We start from the raw sequence: 17,507 nt of genomic DNA, 5'->3' as shown, positions 1-17,507 counted from the left end.
GCCACACAGCCCCGCAAGCGGGGCCGCGCCTGGACGCGGCGCTCAAGCGACCGCCCCCTAATCAGCACACCAAGCACCCCGGCCCCACGCTGAGCACCCCGGCCCCACGCTGAGCACCCCAGCGGCACGCTGAGAGCACCCCAGCGGCACGCTGAGCACCCCAGCGGCACGCTGAGCATCCCGGCGGGCGGCCGGTGGCGGTTCAGCGCCGTGGGTCCGCTGGGTGTGGCCGGTCGTCGCCGGGCGCCCGATGGCGTCGGCGTGTTCGTGCGGGCGGGTCAGGGGATGTGGACGCTCTGGCGGATGCGGGCTTGGGTGGCGTCGTCGCAGGTGGTGCGGGGGCAGAAGTACATGACGAGCATGGTCTTGGGTTCGCGGTCGATCACGTAGCTGACGAAGCCCAGCCGGGTGCCGGTGGCGGGGTCGTGGAGTGAGCCGTCGAAGCGGGCTGCGGGGCTGTTGCCGGCCTGGTCGAGTACGGGCTTGCCGAGGTCGACGCGGCCGGGCAGCAGGGCCTCCATCTTGGGCTTCATCATCTCCGATGTCCCGCCGGCGTCGAGGGTGTCGGAGACCTGGACGTACACGCCGGTCAGGCTCTCCGGGTCGTCTTCGAAGATCTCGGCGATGCGCGACCAGTCGGCGCCGGGCCGGCCACGAAGAGCTGCTCCATTTCCTGTGCGTGCGGGGAGACGATGGCGAAGAGGTCCTGGTGGGTGCGCACGGTCCAGTCGCCCGGGTACTCGAACGTGAGCGGGGCGGCGGCGCTGGTCTTGTAGCGGGTCCAGGTCTCGGCGCGGTTGTTGACGATGACGACCGCTACGAGGGCGAGCGCGGCTAAGGCGGCGATCAGGGTCGTGATCACGACCGGCAGGCGGCCCGGCCGTTTCTGCCCTGTGGTGGTGGCGGCGGTGTGTGCACCAGGTCCCGTTCCCGGCCCGGTGCCGGGGCCCGTGCCGGTCCGGGGTGGCGTGGCGGAGCCCGGAGCGGGGGCGGCCAGGTGTGGTACGGCGTGCGGGCCCGAGTGCGGGCTGGGGCTCGGTCTGGGGATGAGGTTCGGGCCAGAGCCCGGCGCACGGTGCTGCCCGCCGTACAGCTCGCCCGGCACCCCGTACGGGTCGTACGGCGGGCCGCTGATCGCATCCCGCAGCGCGGCCACGAATTCGGTGCACGTGGCGAACCGCTGGTCCGGCGACTTGGCCAGAGCACGGCTCATCACGGCGTCCACCGAGGGCGGCAGCTCCGGCCTGATCTGCGACAGCGGCACGGGCTGCTCGGCCAGGTGGGCCCACAGCAGCGCGATGTCGTTCTCGCGCTGGAACGGCAGCCGCCCCGACAGGGCCTCGTAGACCACGCAGGCCAGCGCGTACTGGTCGCTGCGGCCGTCGATGTGCTCCTTGTTGATCTGCTCGGGCGACATGTACCGGGGCGTGCCGATGAACTGGTCGGTCTGGGTGAGCCCGGAGATGGACGAGCGGTGCTTGGTGATGCCGAAGTCGGTCAGGTAGACGTGGTCGCCGGCCAGCAGAATGTTGGCCGGTTTGACGTCGCGGTGGATGAGGTCGTGGGCGTGGGCCGCGTCGAGCGCGGCGGCCACCTGGGCGAAGATCTGGTTGGCGGGGCCGAGCGGCAGCGGGCCGCGGTCGTAGATGAGGCGGCGCAGGTCGAGCCCGTCGACGTAGCGCATGGCGATGTAGAGCACGCCGTCGGCGTCGGCGTTGGCCTCGTAGATGGGGATGATGTTGGGGTGCTCGATGCTGGCGACCGTTCTGGACTCCAGGATGAAGCGCTGCCTGAACCTGTCGTCGACGCTGAGCACCGGGTTGAGGATCTTCAGCGCCACGCGGCGGCTCAGCCTGGGGTCGAGCGCCAGGTAGACGACGGCCATGCCGCCTTTGCCGACGATGTCCTCGATGTAGTACCCGGCCACCTCCTGGCCGATGAGCGATCTTTCGTTCACTGGCATCACGTCTCGATGGGGTGGCCGCAGTAGCCGCAGAAGCGGTGCGCCGGCCCGAGTCTCATGCCGCACGACGTGCAGTACTTGATCGCCGGGTTGGGCGCGGTCATCACCTGCTGCTGCGAGGCCACCTGGAACGGCTGGGACCGCCGTACGACCACGGTCTGGTCGGCGCCGTCGTCGAGCGGTGGGCCGGCCGCCAGGGGCTGTGGCGGTTCTGTCACTACTTCGGGAGTACGGCGGCGCCACAGCAGATACGCCCCGCCGCCGGCGGCCAGGAAAAGTATCCCGGCGGCCAGGATGAGCGGCCACAGGGGCGTTGAGCGCTCGTCCTGCCGCGCCGCTGCCTGCCTGGTGCCCTGGTCCTCGGGGCCGCCCCGCTTGGCCAGCGAGTCCTTCAGCAGCTCGGCGGCCACCACGTTGCCCGGATAGAGCTCGAGGACGCGCTGGAAGCCGGGCGCGGCCTCGGTGTAGTACTGCGTGTGGTAGCGGGTGAGCGCGGCCTCGAAGGCCGTGTCGATGGCGCCTCTGCGCGGCACGACCTTGGCCTCGCCCAGGAGGCCGGTGACCTCTCTGATGCCGATCATCCGGCCGTCCTTGCCGCCTCCGACCAGCAGGCCGATGACGTGGCCGTCCTTGTCGCCGATCACGGGCGCGCCGATCATCCCCTTGTCGGCCAGGCCGCCGAGCTTGACCGGCTCGTCCACCTTGTTCTCGGGGTCGGCGAACGGGCGCCCGCCGTCGCCCCCTGAGCCGCCCTTGCCGAGGTGGGCGATCTCGACGGTGTGCTTGACCTTGGCCCCGGGGCGGCCCGTGAAGCCGGCCACGCTGACGGGCGCGCCGACCTGGTCGGGCACCTTGTCGGCGAGCGGCGCGGTCGGCATGCCGACGCCGCCGGACATGGGGGTCACCGGCACCAGCACGGCCGGCGAGTCGGGTTTCGGACCGGCCTTGATGCACGTGACCTTGAAGCCGTCAGTGCTGGCCGGCGAGACGTTGGGGTAGGCGGTGATCTCGGTGGTGACGTCGATGATGCAGGTGGCGGTGTCGCTCTCGGGTTTGTAGCACTGCTGGAGGTGGCGGTCGAGGATGGGGTTCTTGAGGCGGTGCTTCTTGTCGTCGGCGGGGATCTTGACCTTGTGGTGCTCGGCGAAGATCTTGTTGGCGGCGTAGACGGCGACGTCGTCGGGATTGATGGCGAGCCGCCGCAGGGCGACGATCGTGCCGTCGGGGCTGATCACGGTGCCCGTTCCCTCGGCGAAGGGGAAGTCGTAGGAGCGCTCCACATGTCTGAGCTCTCCGACGTGGTCGAGCAGGGTGATCTCCACGTGGGAGACGGCCTCGAGCCGTACGACGGCCGGGGTCACCAGGTCGGTGATCCCGCTGGGGTGCTCGTGCGCCGAGGCCGGTAAGCCGATGAGCACCATGGCCACCGCGATGCCACCGGCAAGGGCTCTGCAGCGCGCCATCTCTCCGCTCCAAACGCACGACTAGGACCAGCGTCCCAAGCAGGTGCCGTAAGTCAATAGACCACGATGCAGACAAGCACTTGCTCGGGAACATCACGTACCCGGATGGGCATCACGATCGGCGTCGATGTCGGCGGCACCTTCACCGACGTGGTCGTTCGCAGCACGTCCGGCTCGATCTCCGTGGCCACATGTCTGAGCACCCACTACGACCCCATCGCGGGGATCGTCACCGGTGTTACGCGCGCGCTCGCAGGCCGCGACCCCCGCCCAGGTCGCGGGTGGTGCACGCGACCACGCCGGTGCCCGGCTCCGGCGGTCCCGGCCGGTATTGGGGCGGGCTCGGCTCGCGTACCGTCTTCCGCTTCCTCGCCGGCTGCCACGTCATCACCCGCGCCGACCGCCTCCGCCTGCCGCCGCCCGGCCGCGACGGCGGGCTGCCCGGCCGCACCGGCGGCTTCTGCCGGCGGCGGGCCGACGGGACCGTGGAACGGCTGCCGTCGAAAGTCGACAACGTGCGCTTCGCGGCCGGGGAGGCGTTCATCGTGGAGACGACGGGCGGCGGCGGCCTCGGCCCGCCCGCGGACCGCGATCCTGAGGCCGTCCGCGGCGGCCTCGCCACCGGCGCGATCACCCCCGCAGGCGCCCTGGAGGGCTACGGCTTCATCGCCGAGAACTGATCAGCCGAGGTCGCTCAGATCACCTGGGCCGAAGGTGACGCTGAACGGCTGCGACAGCACGGCCTGGGATCCGGCCTTGATCACAGTGGGCTCACCGTAGGAGTCGCCGTTGAGCTCATAGACGTGGGGCGCGGGTCCCTGGCCGGGGTCGAGGCGCCAGCAGCCGGGAATGCCGGCCGCCGCGTAGGCCGCGGTCTTCAAGGTCCTGTCCGCGGCCGCGGTGCCGGGACCGACGACCTCCACGGCCGGCAGGACGTCCTCCGGCCGGAACGCGAGTTTCACGGACCTCGCCGCGACCTTGGGCACGACCACGAGGTCGGGGATGGAGAAGCCGGTCTCGCTCGCCCGCACGTTGACCGTGGACAGGACCTTCAGATGGGCGGGTTCCGCGGCGTGCGGGATCATCTGCAGTGCGAAGATCATGTCCTGATGAAGGGGGTGGGGGCAGGGCTCACCAGCAGGCTCCCGGTGAAGAGCTCGTACCGGAACCCGTCATCCGGGATCTCAAGCAGGTCGTCGACGGTGAACGGCGCGCTGAGCGCCTCGGTCCGCGCGATGTGCTTGGCCGGTTCGATCGTCGCCATCGCGGTCGCCCACCCAGTATCGGGAAACACGGCCCCGTGCACACGCCGCTTTACCCCGAAGATCTCACCCGGAGTGATGGGAGCGCCACGCTTCGGCGCCGCGTAACACGGCGGTGTGGACGGCGCGGGCCACGCGGGCGCCCCAGTCCGAGCGGGGGCCGCCGAAAACCTCCTGCGGCCCCTCGACCGGTACGGCGACGCAGACGGCGTCGGAGGCGGTGCCGGTGCCTTCGAAGCCCGCCTCCAGCATGGCCTGGGTCTTGGCCTCGGTGACCGTCATCACGGTGTTGACCAGCGCCGCGTCCGTCATGGCGACGGGCAGTTCGACCACGATGTTGATGGTGCCGACGCGGATGGGGGCGAGCTCGGGGTCCTGGTGGCCCTCGGGGGCGGCGGCCCAGGTGGGGACGCGCAGCCCGACGGTGGCCCACGCCTCCACGCCGCCGTCGGTGGCGCGGACGTACCGGTCGACGGAGGCCGCGGTCATCATGCCGACCCCGGCCCCGTGCGAAGGCCCGAGCGAGATGAGGTGATCGACCGGGTCCATCCGCGCGTACCCGGCCACGACCTGGGCGTTCAGCACCCACTCGCGCTCGCCGATGCCGCCGCCGAGCAGCGCGGAGGAGATCATCCGCCAGCCTGGCCCGAACTCCCACAGCAGCGAGCCGAGCCTGGCGCCGTCCTCGACGCGGTAGGTGAGCTTCATGGGCCTCCCCTGACCAGGTGCACGACGGGCCGCCCGTCGGGGCCCGGCTCGATCTTCACATGCGCGTCGAAGTGCCGCCCGACCAGCTCCTCGGTCAGCACGGCGGCGGGCTCGCCGGTGGCGGCGGCACGGCCGCCGGCCAGCAGCATGAGGGAGTCGGCGTAGAGGCCGGCGACGGTGAGGTCGTGCAGGGTGGTCACGACGGTGAGCCCGTCGGCGCGGCGCAGGCGGTCGATCAGCTCCAGCACCTGCTGCTGGTGACCGAGGTCGAGCGCGGTGGTGGGCTCGTCGAGCAGCAGCACCGGCGCCTCCTGCGCGAGCGCCCTGGCCAGCACGGCGCGCTGCCGCTCGCCGCCGGACAGCTCGCCGACCGGCCGCATGGCGAGCTCCGTCAGGTCGAGCCGTTCCAGGACGGACTCGGCGACGGCCCGGTCCCGCGCGCTCTCCCTCCCCAGGTAGGGGATGTACGGCGTGCGCCCGAGCAGCGCGTAGTCGAAGACCGTCATGTCGGGCGGCAGGGCCGGGGTCTGGGGGGCGTACGCGACGAGCCTGGCCCGCTCGCGCGGCTTGAGCGCGGCGGCAGGCCGGCCGTCCAGCTCGACCCGGCCCTGGTGCGCGACGAGCCCCATGACGCTCTTGAGCAGGGTGGACTTGCCGGCCCCGTTGGGCCCGATGACGGCGGTCCACTCGCCGCGCCGCACGTCCAGGCTCACCTGGGAGAGCACCTCGCGCTCGCCGAGCCGTACGGTGAGATCGCGCGCCCTGATCACGTGACCACCCGCCTGGTCATGCGCAGGACGGCGACGAAGAACGGCGCGCCCACGAACATGGTGACCACGCCGATCGGCAGCTCGGCCGGGGCGAGCACGGTGCGGGCGACCAGGTCGGCGAGCACCAGGAACGCCGCACCGCCGATGAGCGACAGCGGCAGCACGATCCGGTACGAGCCGCCGGCCAGCCGCCGCACCACGTGCGGGACGACGATGCCGACGAACCCGATGAGCCCGCTGACCGCGACGGCCGCCGCGGTGGCCAGGGAGGCGGCGAGCAGCACGACGAACCGCACCCGCCCGGCCCGCACGCCGAGCCCGGCGGCCTCCTCGTCGCCGACGGACAGCACGTCGAGCATGCGCCCGTGCAGCAGGAGCAGCACGGCGGAGACGGCGGCGTACGGCAGCACGAGCAGGAGCTGATCCCACCCGCCGCCGAGGTCGCCGAGTATCCACGCGTAGATGCGCTGCAGCTTCTCCACCTCGAGCTGCTGCAGTACGGTCTGGATCGCGGTGAGGAACGAGGTGACCGCGACGCCCGCCAGCACGAGCGTGGCCGTGCCGCCGCTGCGCCCCGCCGTGTTGCCCAGCGTGTACGCGAGGAACACGCCACCCACCGCGCCCGCGAAGGCGGCCACGGGCACGCTGGCGGACGGCAGCAGCACGATCGCCGCCGTCGCCGCGAGCCCGGCCCCCGCCGCCGCGCCCAGCAGGTACGGGTCGGCGAGCGGATTGCGGAAGACGCCCTGGTACCCGGCTCCCGCGATGGCGAGCAGCCCGCCGACCACGGCCGCGACCAGCACCCTGGGCAGCCGCAGCTCGAACAGCAGCCCCTGCTCGACCGGCGCGAGGCCGGAGTCGACGTGGGTGAACGGCAGCCAGTCCGCGACCTGGAGCACCACCTGCCAGGGCGAGATGTCGGCGGCGCCGTCGAGCATGCCGGCGATCATGCAGGCGGCCAGCAGGACCAGGGCGCCGGCGAGCCACAGCGGCCGGGCCCGTGCGGGGCGGGCCTGAGTCGCCACGTCAGCTCGCGCCGTCGGTCTTCGCCCGCGCCGCGTCGGCCACGGCCGCGCCGATGCTCTTGGCCAGGTCGGCGACGCGCGGCCCCCAGCGGGACGCGATGTCGTCGTCCAGCTCGATCACCCGGTCGTTCTTGACGGCGGACAGGTTCTTCCAGCCGGGCCGGGCGGCCAGCGCCTCCTTGTTCTGCTGGCAGCACTTGACGTCGGCGAGGAAGATCAGGTCGGGGTCGGCCTGGGCGACGAACTCGGCCGACAGCTTGGGGTATCCGCCGGCCGCGTCGGGGGCCTTGTCGGCGATGTTGGTCAGGCCGAACATGCCGTAGATCTGGCCGATGAACGTCTTGGACGTCACGGCGTACGGCGTCTGGTCGAGCTCGTGGTAGTAGGTGAGCTCGGCGTCCTTGGGCGCCTTGGACACCACGTCGTCGATGGCGCTCTTCATGTCCGCGACGACCTTGTCGGCCTCGGCCTGGTGCCCGGTGGCCGCGCCCAGCTCGGAGATCTCCTCGTACGCCTCGTCCAGGTTCGTGGCGGCGGGCTGGTGGAGCACGGGCACGTTGACCTTGCCCAGCTCGGAGACGATGTCGTCGATGTCGTCCGATACCACGACGAGGTCGGGCTTCTGGGCGACGATGGCCTCGACGTTCGGTTTGAAACCGGACAGCTCCGTCGTGGGGGCCTCCGGCGGGTAGTTGGAGCGGTCGTCCACGGCGACGACCTGCGAGCCGGCGCCGATGGCGTACAGGGTCTCGGTGTGGGTGGCCGAGAGCGAGACGATGCGCTCGGGCCGCTTGGGGATGGTGACCTTGCCGTTGGCGGCCTCGACGGTGACGGGGAAGCCGCCGGCGGCGGGAGCGGTGGAGGAAGCGGCGGACGAGGGGGCGGCAGGGCCGGCTGTGGTGCCGGTCTGGCCGCAACCGGCCAGAGCGAGCGTTCCCAGCAGCGCGCCCGCGAGAACCGTGCGTACGGGCCTCACGAGAAGTCCTTTCACACTGTTGGAACCGAGAGACCCGCTTGTAGTGACGGATCACCCTTTTCCACGAGGGTTGATGTGCGTCGGCGCAGAGGCAGGCGACCTGGCTATGACAGTTGCGGGACAGCGCCGGAATCTCACCGGACTTCGCTGCGCACTGCGCGTCGGGCAAACGGTATCAATTCCCCGTCCGCCGGAGGAGTCAAGGGGTCAGTTGGGCCTCCGCCTCGGCGATGATCTTCTGGATGCGCAGCCCGTGCGCGGCGTCGAGCGGGTGGCCGCCGCCCTTGCGGACGGTCGCGGCGAACTCCTCGGCGACCGTGGCCAGGTAGTCGTCGTCCTTGTCATGCGGCGGCAGGGCGGCGCTGCCGTTGCGGCCGTACACGGCGATGCTGGACGGCGGCGTCTCGCCGCCCGCGGCCATGCTCAGCGACGCCTCGCTGACGGCGCCGCCCTCGTGTTCGAGCAGCAGGCCGACCCAGCGCAGCGGGTGGCCGTGCGCGCGCACACCCGTGACGGGGCCGAGCGCGGCGTCCAGCAGGTCGATCACGTGCGGTCCCACGTCGAGCAGGGCGCCGCGTTCGAGCCGCCAGGGCGTCGCGAACGGGTGGTCGCCGAGCAGCGCGCCGGAGATGTTGGCGGCGTGACCGCCGAACGGCTCGACCTCGGCGCAGCGGGCCAGGAAACCGCGGGCGGCGGCGGTGTAGCGCATGGAGAAGACCATCTGGGAGGCGACGCCCGCCTCGGCCACCGCGTCCGCCACGCGCCGAGCCGACTCCAGGGAGTCGCCGAGCGGCTTCTCCAGCAGCAGCGCCTTGCCGGCGCGGGCGGCGCGGACGGCGTACTCGGCCTGGACGGCGGGCGGCACGCAGAACGCGACCGCCTCGCAGTGCTCGAACAGCTCCTCGACGCGGGCGAACACCGGCGCGCCCAGCTCGGCGGCGGCCTCGGGACGGCGGGCCCAGACGCCGGCCAGCCTCGTGTGCGGGCTCTTGGCCAGCATGGGCGCGTGCGCCATCCGCGCCCAGGGCCCCGCGCCGATCAGTCCGACCGCCACCGGTTCCATGCACGTCCTCCTTCGCAAGTCATCTGATCTTTCACCTTAGATGACATATCGCCAAAGATCGCCCGCACCTCCACGAACGCACATCAGCCGCCCTGCTGCGTGGGCGGTCGGCGGACGCGGGCGTGCCGGCTCCTCCCGCTCCGCGCGAGCGACCCGCGGGCGGCGGTGCCGATCACCGACCGGCGCGCCGCGAGAAAGAGGCGGGCGGGCACCTGGCGGTGGGGCGCGATCGGGCGTGCCGGATGATGGGAGCCATGAACGAGATGCTGCTGCTTCGGCATGGAGAGACCGAGTGGAGTAAGGCGGGCAGGCACACGGGCCGTACGGACCTGCCCTTGACGGAGCACGGCGAGGAGCAGGCCAGAGCCTTGGCGCCGCTGATCAAGGAGCCTTTCGACCTGGTGCTCGTCTCCCCCGCGCAGCGGGCGAGGCGAACGGCGGAGCTGGCCGGTTTGACCGAGTATGAGGTGGATCCCGACCTGTGGGAGTGGGACTACGGCGGCTATGAGGGCATCACCACGGCGACGATCCGTGAGACGCGGCCCGGTTGGTACTTGTGGCGTGACGGCGTGATCCCCGGCGATGCCGAGCATCCGGGCGAGAGCGCCTCGGAGGTGGCGGTCCGGGCCGACCGGGTGATCGCGCGGGCCCGTGCTGTGCAGGGCCGGGTGGCGTTGGTGGCGCACGGGCACTTCCTGCGGGTGCTGGCCGCCCGCTGGCTGGGTTTGGCTCCCGAGGACGGCCGGTTGCTCAGGCTCGACACCGGTACGTACTCGCGCCTCGGGTACGAGCACGATGAGCCGGTGCTGCTGGCCTGGAACGCCCCCGTCACCTGACCGATCCCGGGCCGGTGGTCGCGCCGCACCGACTCGGACGAAAAGGCTCAGCCGGCCCGGACGCGTAGGGCCGTCCGGGCAGCGCGCGGCTCGGCCGGGGGAGCTCAGCCGACGCGGGCCCGCAGGGCGGACTCGTGCAACGCCCGGCCGGCCAGCCAGCCGCGCAGCGAGCCGAGGGCCGGGTCGTACGACAGCGGCTCCTCCCACAACGCCACGAACACGCGCTGCGTGATCTCCTCCGCCTGCGCCTGGCTGCCGGTGACCTTGACGGCGACGCCGTAGACGTACGGGCCGTGCCGGTCGTAGGCGTCGGCCAGCGCGTCGAGGTCGCCGGCGGCCAATCGTGCACGCACATCCATGTCGCTCATCAGTCGCACCCCAGCGTCGCGGCGGCGGCGATCAGGTCACGGGCGAGCACGGGGTCGCCCTCGGCGGCGTACGGGAAGGCGCCGGGTGGCCACCGGTTGCCCAGCAGGCGGCAGAAGTCGGCGGCGTCCGCCGAGATGAGCACGGCCACGTGGTCGGAGGCGGGCGAGAGCGGGATGGTCCAGGTGCCGCCGCCGGGGCCGGTGAGCACGATGGTGGCCGAGACGTCGCGGCGCGGCCCGCGCAGCGCGCGCGGCAGCAGCGCCAGGCCGAACTCGGCGATCATGTGCACGTGCTCGGGTCTCGGCTCGGCCTTGGCGCGGCCGGTGGCCGCCCTGATGTCGTCGGTGTGCGTCCAGGTCTCGAACGTGCGCTGGATCATGGCCTGGCGCAGCGGCGCGCGGGCCGGTCGCGCTCCGGCGAGCGCCACCTCCACGCCGAGCAGCACCTCGCTGCCCGCCGCCACCCGCGACAGCAGCAGGCCCGCCTGCTCCCGCCAGCGCCGGTGCTCGGGCACGGCGACGCCTTGCCCGGCGCCGGTCCCGGCGGAAAGGTCCGGACCGGTGCCGGTACCGGCCCGAGCGCCGGAAACGGTGCCGTTCCCAGCGCGAGCATCCGGACCGGTGCGAGTACCGGCCGGAGCGCCTGGAGCGGTGCCGTTGCCGCCGGAAACACCGGCCGAAACGCGGGTCACCGTGGCCGGGACGCCCATGAAGCGGGCCACGGTCGCGTCGTTGGCCGTCAGGTGCTCGACCAAGCTCCTGACGGTGCCGTGCTTGGGCACCGGCGCCGCCCACTGGACGGGGCTCAGCTCGGCGAGCACGTCGTCCATGCCCGCGACCAGTTCGGCGTACGGGACGGCGACGGTGGCCACGCCCACGGCGGCCGGGTTGCGGCGGCGGCGCGCCGCGGACAGCACGGCCTCGCGCAGCCTGGGCGGCGGCTCGGCGAGCGGCTCGAGTGGCGCTCCGCCAGGCGGCTCGGCGACGGTCTCCGGATGATCGAGCAGCGCGATCGCCGCGCCGCAGTCGATGCACGAGGCGACGTGCTCGTTCGGGCTCTGCCCGTCGAAGAGGTAGGAGTCCGCCATTGGCCACCTCCGCAGCCGACGCTGTCCCGGCCCGTTTCCGGGCGCGCCGGACGGCGGCCGGAGAACGGTGCCAGCAGCGTCTCACGCCAGGGGCTTTCCAGATAGACGCGAACGCGTTTTATCCGCAGTTGTCCCTGGCGTGACGACTCCCGCCCCCGCGGCCATCGGGGACACGGCAGGTTCCCGTGCTCGCGGGCCGTCTCGGACGCGGCGTGCTCCCGTCGCCGCGGCCGTCATGAAGACGGCGGCTCGCGTAAGAGGCCGTCCCGGGCACGGCGGGCCCTGCGGCCGGACACGCGCCCGGCCTCGGTCAGGCCAGCGCCTGGGCGGGCTGCGGCCCGCGTCCGGTCAGCCATTCGAGCACCTTGCGGTGGCCGGTGGCGGCGTCCTCGAAGTGGCCCCAGTGCCAGTAGCGGGGCTGGTCCCGGATGCCCGTCACCCAGGTGCGGTAGGAGACGGTGACCGGTTCCTTCCCGCTGGCCCCGCCGGTCGCGGGCGCGACACCGTATGTGCGGATCACGACCTTGCCGCCCGGCGCGAACAGCACGTCGTCGGCGATCGGATACAGGGTCATCTGGTCGAGCATGACCCTGATACTCGCCGCACGACGAGGCCGGGCGGTTACACCTCCGGCGCGCCGCCGTTAAGCAGGCGCGCCGGAGGTTAACACGTTGTTACACGAGCAGGCCGTCGAACTCTCCGTCCTTCACACCGAGCACCAGGGCCCGGATCTCGTCACGGGTATAGATGAGGGCAGGCCCGTCGGGGAAGCGCGAGTTGCGCACCGCGATGCCCCCGTCGGGGAGCTCCGCAAGTTCGACGCAGTTGCCCTGGGAGTTGCTGTAGCGGCTCTTGCGCCAGGCGACCTCCGTCAGGTCCGCCGCCGGCATGCCGTTGTAGGTCTGGTTCATCTACATCTTTCTGAGAAGACCGCCGATGAGCTCGACGGTGCCTCCTGGCGTGGTGCTCTCCACGCACAACTGCTCCATGGCCGTGAGGTACGGATCGATGTCCTCACGTTTGTCCAGGTACAGGGCACCCCAGAGCTGCTCGACGTAGACCACGTCCGACAAATCGGACTCGGGAAACCGCAAGATGCTGAACGCGCCTCCCTCAGCGGCGTGCTTGCCGAACTTGAAAGGCATCACCTGGATGGTGATGTTGGGAAGGGCGGCGACCTCCAGCAAATGCTCGAGCTGCTCGATCATGACCTCCCGCCCGCCGATGGTCCGCTTGAGCGCCGCCTCGTCGATGACGGCCCACAGCTTGGGCCCGTCCTTCCGGGTGAAGCGCTCCTGGCGCTGCATGCGCAGGTGCACGCGCCGTTCGATGTCCTCGGGAGTCGCATCGGGGTTGCCGAGCTGGTAGACCGAGCGCGCATATGCGGCCGTCTGCAGCAGGCCGGGCACGAACTGCACCTCGTAGGTCCTGATCACGCTCGCGGCCTCTTCCAGGCCGATGTACGTGGTGAACCAGTGCGGCAGCACGGCCGAGTACTTGTGCCACCACCCGGGGGTGTTGGCCTCGCGCACCATCTCCAGCAGGGCACGGCGTTCGGCATCGTCGACGACGCCGTACAGGGTGAGGAGGTCTTCCACGTCACGTGTCTTGAAACCCACGCGCCCGAGCTCCATGCGGCTGATCTTGGACTCGGATGCCCGGATGTGAAATCCGGCCTGTGCCCGGTCGAGCCCGCAGCGCTCGCGGAGACGCCTGAGGCTCGCCCCCAGCATGATGCGCCGAACGGTCGAACCGGTCCCTGGCGGATCAATGGACACGTGCTTGCTCCTTGGTCGTTTCCTTGCCACCAAGTGTGTCACTTCACGGCCGAAAGATCATGGCCGCGGACAAGATCCCCTTTCCCGCAAATTGACCTTTTGAAGAGAACCGTAGCGTGTGCACGCTCACTCTGCACGTGCATTCGCTCTTGCACCTGCACGAGAGTTTGACGCAGAATGATCACGTGCAATCCACCCCGGCGCACGGCCAGTGGACCACGTTCGATTGGTGGCCCCCGATCGGCTGGTGGCCCGAGGCGGCTCGCGACCTTCTGGTCCCGGGCCCGTCGGCCAGCGCCACGTTCGTCCTTCCGCCCACGGCGTCCTCCGTACACTCCGCTCGCAGCTTCAGCTCCGGCACGCTGGCCGGCTGGGGTCTCGATGACATGGCCGAGAACATGGAGCTGGTGGTCTCCGAGCTCGCCACCAACGCGCTGCGCCACGGCCTGTGCCTCGACGACCCCGACAGCGCGCGGCGCTCGGTGCAGTTCTCCCTGGTACGCCGCGGTCATCTCGTGACCAGCGCCTTCACCGATCCAGGCTCATCGGTGCCGGTGCTGCGATACCCTGGCCCCCTTGACACCGGCGGCCTCGGACTCCACATCGTCGAATCGCTCAGCCTCCGCTGGGGCTGGTCCGCACTCGCGCCCCGCGGAAAGATCGTCTGGGCAGTCCTCTCCTGACCGGGGGTGATCTGCATTACCGTGGATGGTCATGGCTCACGGTGAGTCCCGCGCGCGACCCCATGAGAGTGCTGACAGATGGAAGATCACCTGCTCGGCTGGCTACGAACACTAGACGAGGACAGGCTTGGGCGCATCCTGGCCAACAGGCCCGACGCCATCGCCGCGCCCTGGCCCCGCCGTCTCGACACACTCGCCCAGCGGCTCGGCAACGGTTTCGCCGTGATGGAGACCCTGCGCCGGCTGCCACTCCCCTGCCTGCAGCTCGCCGAGGCCGCACTGGCCATGAGCCGCCCCACCGCCGACTCCCTCGCCCGCTTCCTCGACAGCGGCCTCGACCACGTCACCTCCTGGCTCGACCACCTCTACGACCACGCCCTCGCCTGGCCCGGCGACGACGGCGTCATCCACTTCGCCGAAGGCGTCGCCCGCCACTGGTCGGCCCCGCTCAGCCTGGGCGAGCCGCTTGAGCACTACCTCAACTCCTGGTCCATCAGCAACGACGCGCTGCACGCGCTCGCCCGCTCGCTCGGCCTGCCCGTCCAGGGCAACAAGCGCCGTACGATCACCCGCGTCATCGAGGCGCTGAGCGACGCCGGCCGCCTGCGCGCGCTCCTCGGCTCCGCCCCCCAGGGCACCGCCGAGCTGCTCGAACGCTTCGCCTGGAAAGGCCCCTCGCTCGACGTCGACGGCGGCAGGTTCGTCACCCCCGGCACGCCGGAGAAGTGGTGCGCCGACCACGGCCTGCTCTTCCGCCCGAGCTGGCACGTCGCCGAGATCCCCCGCGAGGTGGCGATCAGGCTGCGCGGCCCCGGCTACCACCCGCCCTTCCAGCCCGTGGCCCCCGAGATCGCCACGATCCCGATCGACCCGGAAGAGGTCGATCACCTCATGACGCTGGCCGCGCCGCACGTCGTCGAACGCTGCGCGGCGCTGCTCGACAACACCTCCAAGACCCCGCTGCCGCTGCTCAAGACCGGCGGCGTCGGCGTGCGCGAGGTGCGCAGGGTGGCCAAGGAGACCGGCTGCGACGAGGACGAGACCCGCCTGCTGCTGGAGATCTGCGCGGTGGCCAGGCTGCTGGCCTGGGACGAGCCGTCCGGCGGCATGATCCCCACCGAGCGGTTCGACCGGTGGCGGCTGGACGAGGGCTCGGCGCGGCTGCGGGTGCTGCTGGCCGCCTGGTGGCGCATGGAGCGCTCGTCCCTGCGCAAGGTCGACGGCAAGTACGGCACCGTGCTCGGCGACGACCCCGCGGGCGGCACGCTGGCCGAGATCCGCAGAGCCGTGCTGTCGGTGCTGGCCCACCTGCCCGCGGGCACCGCGTTCGCCGATCGCGACAGCCTCATCACCGCAGTCCACTGGCACGCGCCGCTGCTCGACGTGGCGCTGCTGCGCTCGTCGGCGCCGGCCGTGCTCGACGAGGCCAGGCTGCTCGGGCTGCTGGCCAACAACGCGCTGACCGATCTCGGCCGGGCGCTGGCCGGGCTCACCGCGAAGCCGGGCGGCGAGAACGACGACGCCGTCCCCATGGTGGAGCACGACCCGGTGCTGGCGGAGGCGGCCACCCGGGCGCTGGCCAGCGTCCGCAGGAGCGCGCTGTTCGGCCCCGACCTGACCGCCGTCGTCACCGGCCCGCCGTCGGCCGAGCTGGCGGCGCTGCTCGACCGCACCGCCGAGCGCGAGTCGCGCGGCGCGGCCTCGGTGTGGCGTTTCACCACCGAGAGCGTGCGCCGGGCGCTCGACCAGGGTTACGACGCCGACGAGCTGCTCGACGAGCTGGCGGCCGTGGGCACGATTCCGCAGCCGCTCGAATACCTGATCCGCGACACCGCCCGCCGCCACGGCGAGGTGACGGTGACCACGGTCGGCTGCGTCGTGCAGGCCGCCGACCCGGCGCTGCTCGCCGAGATCGCCGCGCACCGGCGGCTCGGCCGGCTCGGGCTGCGGCTGCTCGCGCCCACGGTGCTGGTGAGCAAGGCGCCCGCCGACCGCACGCTGGCCGCGCTGCGCGAGGTCGGCTACTCCCCCGTGCCGGTCTCCGACACCGGGGAGATCACCGTCCACCGGGCCAAGCCGGAGGAGCCCGCGGGCGGCAAGCTCATCCTGCTGCCCGGCGGCCAGGTGGCCGAGCTGTCCGACTTTCCCGGCATCACCGAGACGCCGCCGTACATGCTGGCCGAGCCCGCGCCCGACCCGTACGAGCACGCCCGCAGGCTGCTCGCCGCCGACCGCCCCGAGGACGACAAGAACGGCCGCACCTGGGCCATCATCGGCCGCATGGCCACCCGGCTGCCGACCGCGCAGCAGTCGCTGCTCGGGTTCGTGGTCGATCGCGGCGTGCGGGCCGGTATCACGCTGGCCGACGGGCTGACCGCGACGATCAGCCACGGGGAGCTGAAGGGCGCCGCGCTCGACGCCTGGTGCGAGGAGGCGGGCGACTACCTGGAGTTCCCGCTCGCCGAGATCGTCGAGGTGCGCGGCGCCTACTGACGCGGCGCGCGCTACTTCAGCGGCTTGGCCTTCGCCAGGTTCTCCACCAGGTCCTCGAGGAAGTCGGCGTACCCGTGGTAGCTGAAGGGCGCCTCGGCCGCCCACGGGTAGAGCTGGCCGGCCTTGACCGCGGGGAGCTTGGCGAAGGTGGGCTTCTTCATCATCTCCTCGGGCTTGAGCGCCTGCGTGCGGGTGTCGTAGAGGATCACGTCGGCGTCGTAGGTGTCGGCGTTCTCCCAGCTCAGCGTCTGGAAGAAGCCGCCCTCGTCGACCTTGTCAGGCTTGACGACGTTCAGGCCGGCGTTGGTCAGGTGCACGATGTCGGGGTACTCGGGCGGGTTGACCACCCAGAACGCGTCGGCACCGCCCGACACCATGAGCACCCTGAGGTCCTTGAAGTCGGCCAGCTTCTTGGTGGCCGCCTCCATGCGGGCCTTGGCCTCCGGCACGCCCGCCATGTCGGCGCCGAGCGACTGGGCGAGCCTCTCGTAGGTGCCGATGACCTCGGTGGCGCTCCTGCCGGTGAGCATGACGCCGACCGTGGGTGCGACCTGCTCGATGGTGTCCTTCGACTTCTCGGGCACGTACCACAGGGTGCCCTTGACGTACATGCTGCTGACGAGCAGGTCGGGCTGCAGGGCGATGTACTGCTCGACGTTGAACTCGTCCCAGACGTTGCCAAGGCCGGTGACCTTGGTGATGTCGACGTTGCCGACCTGCGGGTCCTTGCCGCCGTCGGCGAGCTTGTGCGGGCCGAACACGCCGACCGGGCGGACGCCGAAGTCCCACAGCGCGGCGGCGGCGCCGACCTGAGCGACGATCCTGGTGGGGACCTTCGGCAGGTCGATCTTCTTGCCGCGGTCGTCGGTGAACGTCCACCCCTGCGCGGACGGCGCGCCGGACGCGCCCGTGGACGAGGCGGGCGCCGCCTCCGTGCCGCCGCCCTCACCGCACGCCGCGAGTGTCAGGGCCGCGGCGATCCCCGCCGCGCCCGCGAGGAAACCCCTGCGCGGCAGTACCGGTCCCGACAT

21 protein-coding genes and 1 riboswitch are annotated in these 17,507 nt (G+C 71.7%); of the genes, 4 read left to right on the top strand and 17 right to left on the bottom strand.

Translation table 11 applies throughout. The annotated features are described in order from the left end of the window. Positions 1–278: 278 nt before the first annotated feature. From ACFMQL_RS26550 to ACFMQL_RS26535, 4 genes are read right to left on the bottom strand one after another with little or no spacing between them, the layout of a single operon-like run. Positions 279–584 (bottom strand): hypothetical protein, encoded by a 306-nt coding sequence (locus ACFMQL_RS26550; protein WP_378787554.1) that lies wholly within the window; start codon positions 582–584, stop codon positions 279–281. A gap of 5 nt (positions 585–589) precedes the next feature. Next, entirely contained in the window at positions 590–1,963 is a 1,374-nt protein-coding gene (locus tag ACFMQL_RS26545; RefSeq protein ID WP_378787552.1) for a serine/threonine-protein kinase, read from the bottom strand. Beyond that, on the bottom strand, positions 1,963–3,426 hold the full coding sequence (locus ACFMQL_RS26540; RefSeq protein WP_378787550.1) for a hypothetical protein: 1,464 nt from the start codon (positions 3,424–3,426) through the stop codon (positions 1,963–1,965). The genes ACFMQL_RS26545 and ACFMQL_RS26540 overlap by 1 nt, the downstream gene beginning before the upstream one ends. A gap of 53 nt (positions 3,427–3,479) precedes the next feature. Beyond that, a complete protein-coding gene (locus ACFMQL_RS26535) occupies positions 3,480–3,617 on the bottom strand; it encodes a hypothetical protein (RefSeq protein ID WP_364055586.1) in 138 nt (45 codons plus the stop codon). 93 nt (positions 3,618–3,710) lie between these two features. On the opposite strand from ACFMQL_RS26535, the gene ACFMQL_RS26530 reads away from it, so the two are divergent. Continuing rightward, the gene (locus ACFMQL_RS26530; protein WP_364055589.1) at positions 3,711–4,106 is read left to right on the top strand and encodes a hydantoinase B/oxoprolinase family protein; all 396 of its coding nucleotides are present in this window, start codon (positions 3,711–3,713) and stop codon (positions 4,104–4,106) included. Here the strand turns inward: ACFMQL_RS26530 and ACFMQL_RS26525 are convergent, their stop codons facing one another. The 7 genes from ACFMQL_RS26525 to ACFMQL_RS26495 form a co-directional block, all read right to left on the bottom strand. Then, the gene (locus tag ACFMQL_RS26525; protein WP_364055592.1) at positions 4,107–4,529 is read right to left on the bottom strand and encodes a Uma2 family endonuclease; all 423 of its coding nucleotides are present in this window, start codon (positions 4,527–4,529) and stop codon (positions 4,107–4,109) included. It lies immediately after the preceding gene. Next, positions 4,526–4,690: a hypothetical protein gene (locus tag ACFMQL_RS26520; protein WP_364055595.1), complete on the bottom strand. Its 165-nt coding sequence runs from the start codon at positions 4,688–4,690 to the stop codon at positions 4,526–4,528. The genes ACFMQL_RS26525 and ACFMQL_RS26520 overlap by 4 nt, the downstream gene beginning before the upstream one ends. A gap of 64 nt (positions 4,691–4,754) precedes the next feature. Continuing rightward, on the bottom strand, positions 4,755–5,396 hold the full coding sequence (locus ACFMQL_RS26515) for an adenosylcobinamide amidohydrolase (RefSeq protein ID WP_364055598.1): 642 nt from the start codon (positions 5,394–5,396) through the stop codon (positions 4,755–4,757). Beyond that, positions 5,393–6,166, bottom strand: a complete 774-nt coding sequence (locus ACFMQL_RS26510; protein WP_364055601.1) for an ABC transporter ATP-binding protein — start codon at positions 6,164–6,166, stop codon at positions 5,393–5,395. Before ACFMQL_RS26510 ends, ACFMQL_RS26515 begins: the two co-directional genes overlap by 4 nt. After that, positions 6,163–7,191, bottom strand: coding sequence for an iron ABC transporter permease (locus ACFMQL_RS26505; RefSeq protein WP_364055604.1), 1,029 nt, complete (start codon positions 7,189–7,191; stop codon positions 6,163–6,165). The genes ACFMQL_RS26510 and ACFMQL_RS26505 overlap by 4 nt, the downstream gene beginning before the upstream one ends. A gap of 1 nt (position 7,192) precedes the next feature. After that, a complete protein-coding gene (locus ACFMQL_RS26500) occupies positions 7,193–8,167 on the bottom strand; it encodes an ABC transporter substrate-binding protein (RefSeq protein WP_378787543.1) in 975 nt (324 codons plus the stop codon). A 37-nt stretch (positions 8,168–8,204) separates the two neighbouring features. Next, a riboswitch (adenosylcobalamin-variant (AdoCbl-variant) riboswitch) is annotated at positions 8,205–8,325 on the bottom strand. A 41-nt stretch (positions 8,326–8,366) separates the two neighbouring features. Next, positions 8,367–9,230, bottom strand: coding sequence for a Gfo/Idh/MocA family oxidoreductase (locus tag ACFMQL_RS26495; RefSeq protein WP_364055610.1), 864 nt, complete (start codon positions 9,228–9,230; stop codon positions 8,367–8,369). Between the two features lie 254 nt (positions 9,231–9,484). Here ACFMQL_RS26495 and ACFMQL_RS26490 point away from each other — a divergent pair, with 254 nt between their 5' ends. Then, on the top strand, positions 9,485–10,066 hold the full coding sequence (locus tag ACFMQL_RS26490) for a histidine phosphatase family protein (protein WP_364055613.1): 582 nt from the start codon (positions 9,485–9,487) through the stop codon (positions 10,064–10,066). Positions 10,067–10,170: 104 nt separating this feature from the next. On the opposite strand, the gene ACFMQL_RS26485 is transcribed toward ACFMQL_RS26490, so the two are convergent. From ACFMQL_RS26485 to ACFMQL_RS26465, 5 genes are all read right to left on the bottom strand, one after another. Next, a complete protein-coding gene (locus tag ACFMQL_RS26485) occupies positions 10,171–10,434 on the bottom strand; it encodes a sigma factor (RefSeq protein ID WP_364055616.1) in 264 nt (87 codons plus the stop codon). Further along, positions 10,434–11,522 carry a hypothetical protein gene (locus tag ACFMQL_RS26480; protein ID WP_378787540.1) on the bottom strand — a complete coding sequence of 363 codons (1,089 nt, stop codon included), beginning with the start codon at positions 11,520–11,522 and terminating at the stop codon, positions 10,434–10,436. Before ACFMQL_RS26480 ends, ACFMQL_RS26485 begins: the two co-directional genes overlap by 1 nt. Before the next feature lie 310 nt (positions 11,523–11,832). Further along, the gene (locus ACFMQL_RS26475) at positions 11,833–12,108 is read right to left on the bottom strand and encodes a hypothetical protein (RefSeq protein ID WP_364055622.1); all 276 of its coding nucleotides are present in this window, start codon (positions 12,106–12,108) and stop codon (positions 11,833–11,835) included. An 88-nt stretch (positions 12,109–12,196) separates the two neighbouring features. Beyond that, positions 12,197–12,433 carry a DUF397 domain-containing protein gene (locus ACFMQL_RS26470; RefSeq protein WP_345400620.1) on the bottom strand — a complete coding sequence of 79 codons (237 nt, stop codon included), beginning with the start codon at positions 12,431–12,433 and terminating at the stop codon, positions 12,197–12,199. Further along, on the bottom strand, positions 12,434–13,255 hold the full coding sequence (locus ACFMQL_RS26465; protein ID WP_364057530.1) for a helix-turn-helix transcriptional regulator: 822 nt from the start codon (positions 13,253–13,255) through the stop codon (positions 12,434–12,436). Between the two features lie 230 nt (positions 13,256–13,485). On the opposite strand from ACFMQL_RS26465, the gene ACFMQL_RS26460 reads away from it, so the two are divergent. Further along, positions 13,486–13,983, top strand: coding sequence for an ATP-binding protein (locus tag ACFMQL_RS26460; RefSeq protein WP_364055625.1), 498 nt, complete (start codon positions 13,486–13,488; stop codon positions 13,981–13,983). Positions 13,984–14,061: 78 nt separating this feature from the next. Beyond that, positions 14,062–16,476, top strand: a complete 2,415-nt coding sequence (locus ACFMQL_RS26455) for a helicase-associated domain-containing protein (RefSeq protein WP_378787536.1) — start codon at positions 14,062–14,064, stop codon at positions 16,474–16,476. Positions 16,477–16,487: 11 nt separating this feature from the next. Here ACFMQL_RS26455 and ACFMQL_RS26450 read toward each other — a convergent pair whose 3' ends face one another. Beyond that, positions 16,488–17,507 carry an ABC transporter substrate-binding protein gene (locus ACFMQL_RS26450; RefSeq protein ID WP_378787534.1) on the bottom strand — a complete coding sequence of 340 codons (1,020 nt, stop codon included), beginning with the start codon at positions 17,505–17,507 and terminating at the stop codon, positions 16,488–16,490.

Origin of the sequence: Nonomuraea fastidiosa, from assembly GCF_042751225.1 — a bacterium.
In the GTDB taxonomy this organism is placed as follows: Bacteria; Actinomycetota; Actinomycetes; order Streptosporangiales; family Streptosporangiaceae; genus Nonomuraea; species Nonomuraea fastidiosa.
The sequence above is the reverse complement of the archived record's forward strand: the minus strand, read 5'-3'. Positions and strand labels throughout refer to the sequence as shown.

Excerpts from the sequence above, each read along its gene's own strand:
- ACFMQL_RS26515 (WP_364055598.1), bottom strand. The coding sequence starts at position 5,396 with ATGAAGCTCACCTACCGCGTCGAGGACGGCGCCAGGCTCGGCTCGCTG.
- ACFMQL_RS26520 (WP_364055595.1), bottom strand. The coding sequence starts at position 4,690 with ATGGCGACGATCGAACCGGCCAAGCACATCGCGCGGACCGAGGCGCTC.
- ACFMQL_RS26455 (WP_378787536.1), top strand. The coding sequence starts at position 14,062 with ATGGAAGATCACCTGCTCGGCTGGCTACGAACACTAGACGAGGACAGG.
- ACFMQL_RS26545 (WP_378787552.1), bottom strand. The coding sequence starts at position 1,963 with ATGCCAGTGAACGAAAGATCGCTCATCGGCCAGGAGGTGGCCGGGTAC.
- ACFMQL_RS26475 (WP_364055622.1), bottom strand. The coding sequence starts at position 12,108 with ATGCTCGACCAGATGACCCTGTATCCGATCGCCGACGACGTGCTGTTC.
- ACFMQL_RS26465 (WP_364057530.1), bottom strand. The coding sequence starts at position 13,255 with ATGCTGGGGGCGAGCCTCAGGCGTCTCCGCGAGCGCTGCGGGCTCGAC.
- ACFMQL_RS26490 (WP_364055613.1), top strand. The coding sequence starts at position 9,485 with ATGAACGAGATGCTGCTGCTTCGGCATGGAGAGACCGAGTGGAGTAAG.
- ACFMQL_RS26480 (WP_378787540.1), bottom strand. The coding sequence starts at position 11,522 with ATGGCGGACTCCTACCTCTTCGACGGGCAGAGCCCGAACGAGCACGTC.
- ACFMQL_RS26495 (WP_364055610.1), bottom strand. The coding sequence starts at position 9,230 with ATGGAACCGGTGGCGGTCGGACTGATCGGCGCGGGGCCCTGGGCGCGG.
- ACFMQL_RS26540 (WP_378787550.1), bottom strand. The coding sequence starts at position 3,426 with ATGGCGCGCTGCAGAGCCCTTGCCGGTGGCATCGCGGTGGCCATGGTG.
- ACFMQL_RS26525 (WP_364055592.1), bottom strand. The coding sequence starts at position 4,529 with ATGATCTTCGCACTGCAGATGATCCCGCACGCCGCGGAACCCGCCCAT.
- ACFMQL_RS26450 (WP_378787534.1), bottom strand. The coding sequence starts at position 17,507 with ATGTCGGGACCGGTACTGCCGCGCAGGGGTTTCCTCGCGGGCGCGGCG.
- ACFMQL_RS26485 (WP_364055616.1), bottom strand. The coding sequence starts at position 10,434 with ATGAGCGACATGGATGTGCGTGCACGATTGGCCGCCGGCGACCTCGAC.
- ACFMQL_RS26470 (WP_345400620.1), bottom strand. The coding sequence starts at position 12,433 with ATGAACCAGACCTACAACGGCATGCCGGCGGCGGACCTGACGGAGGTC.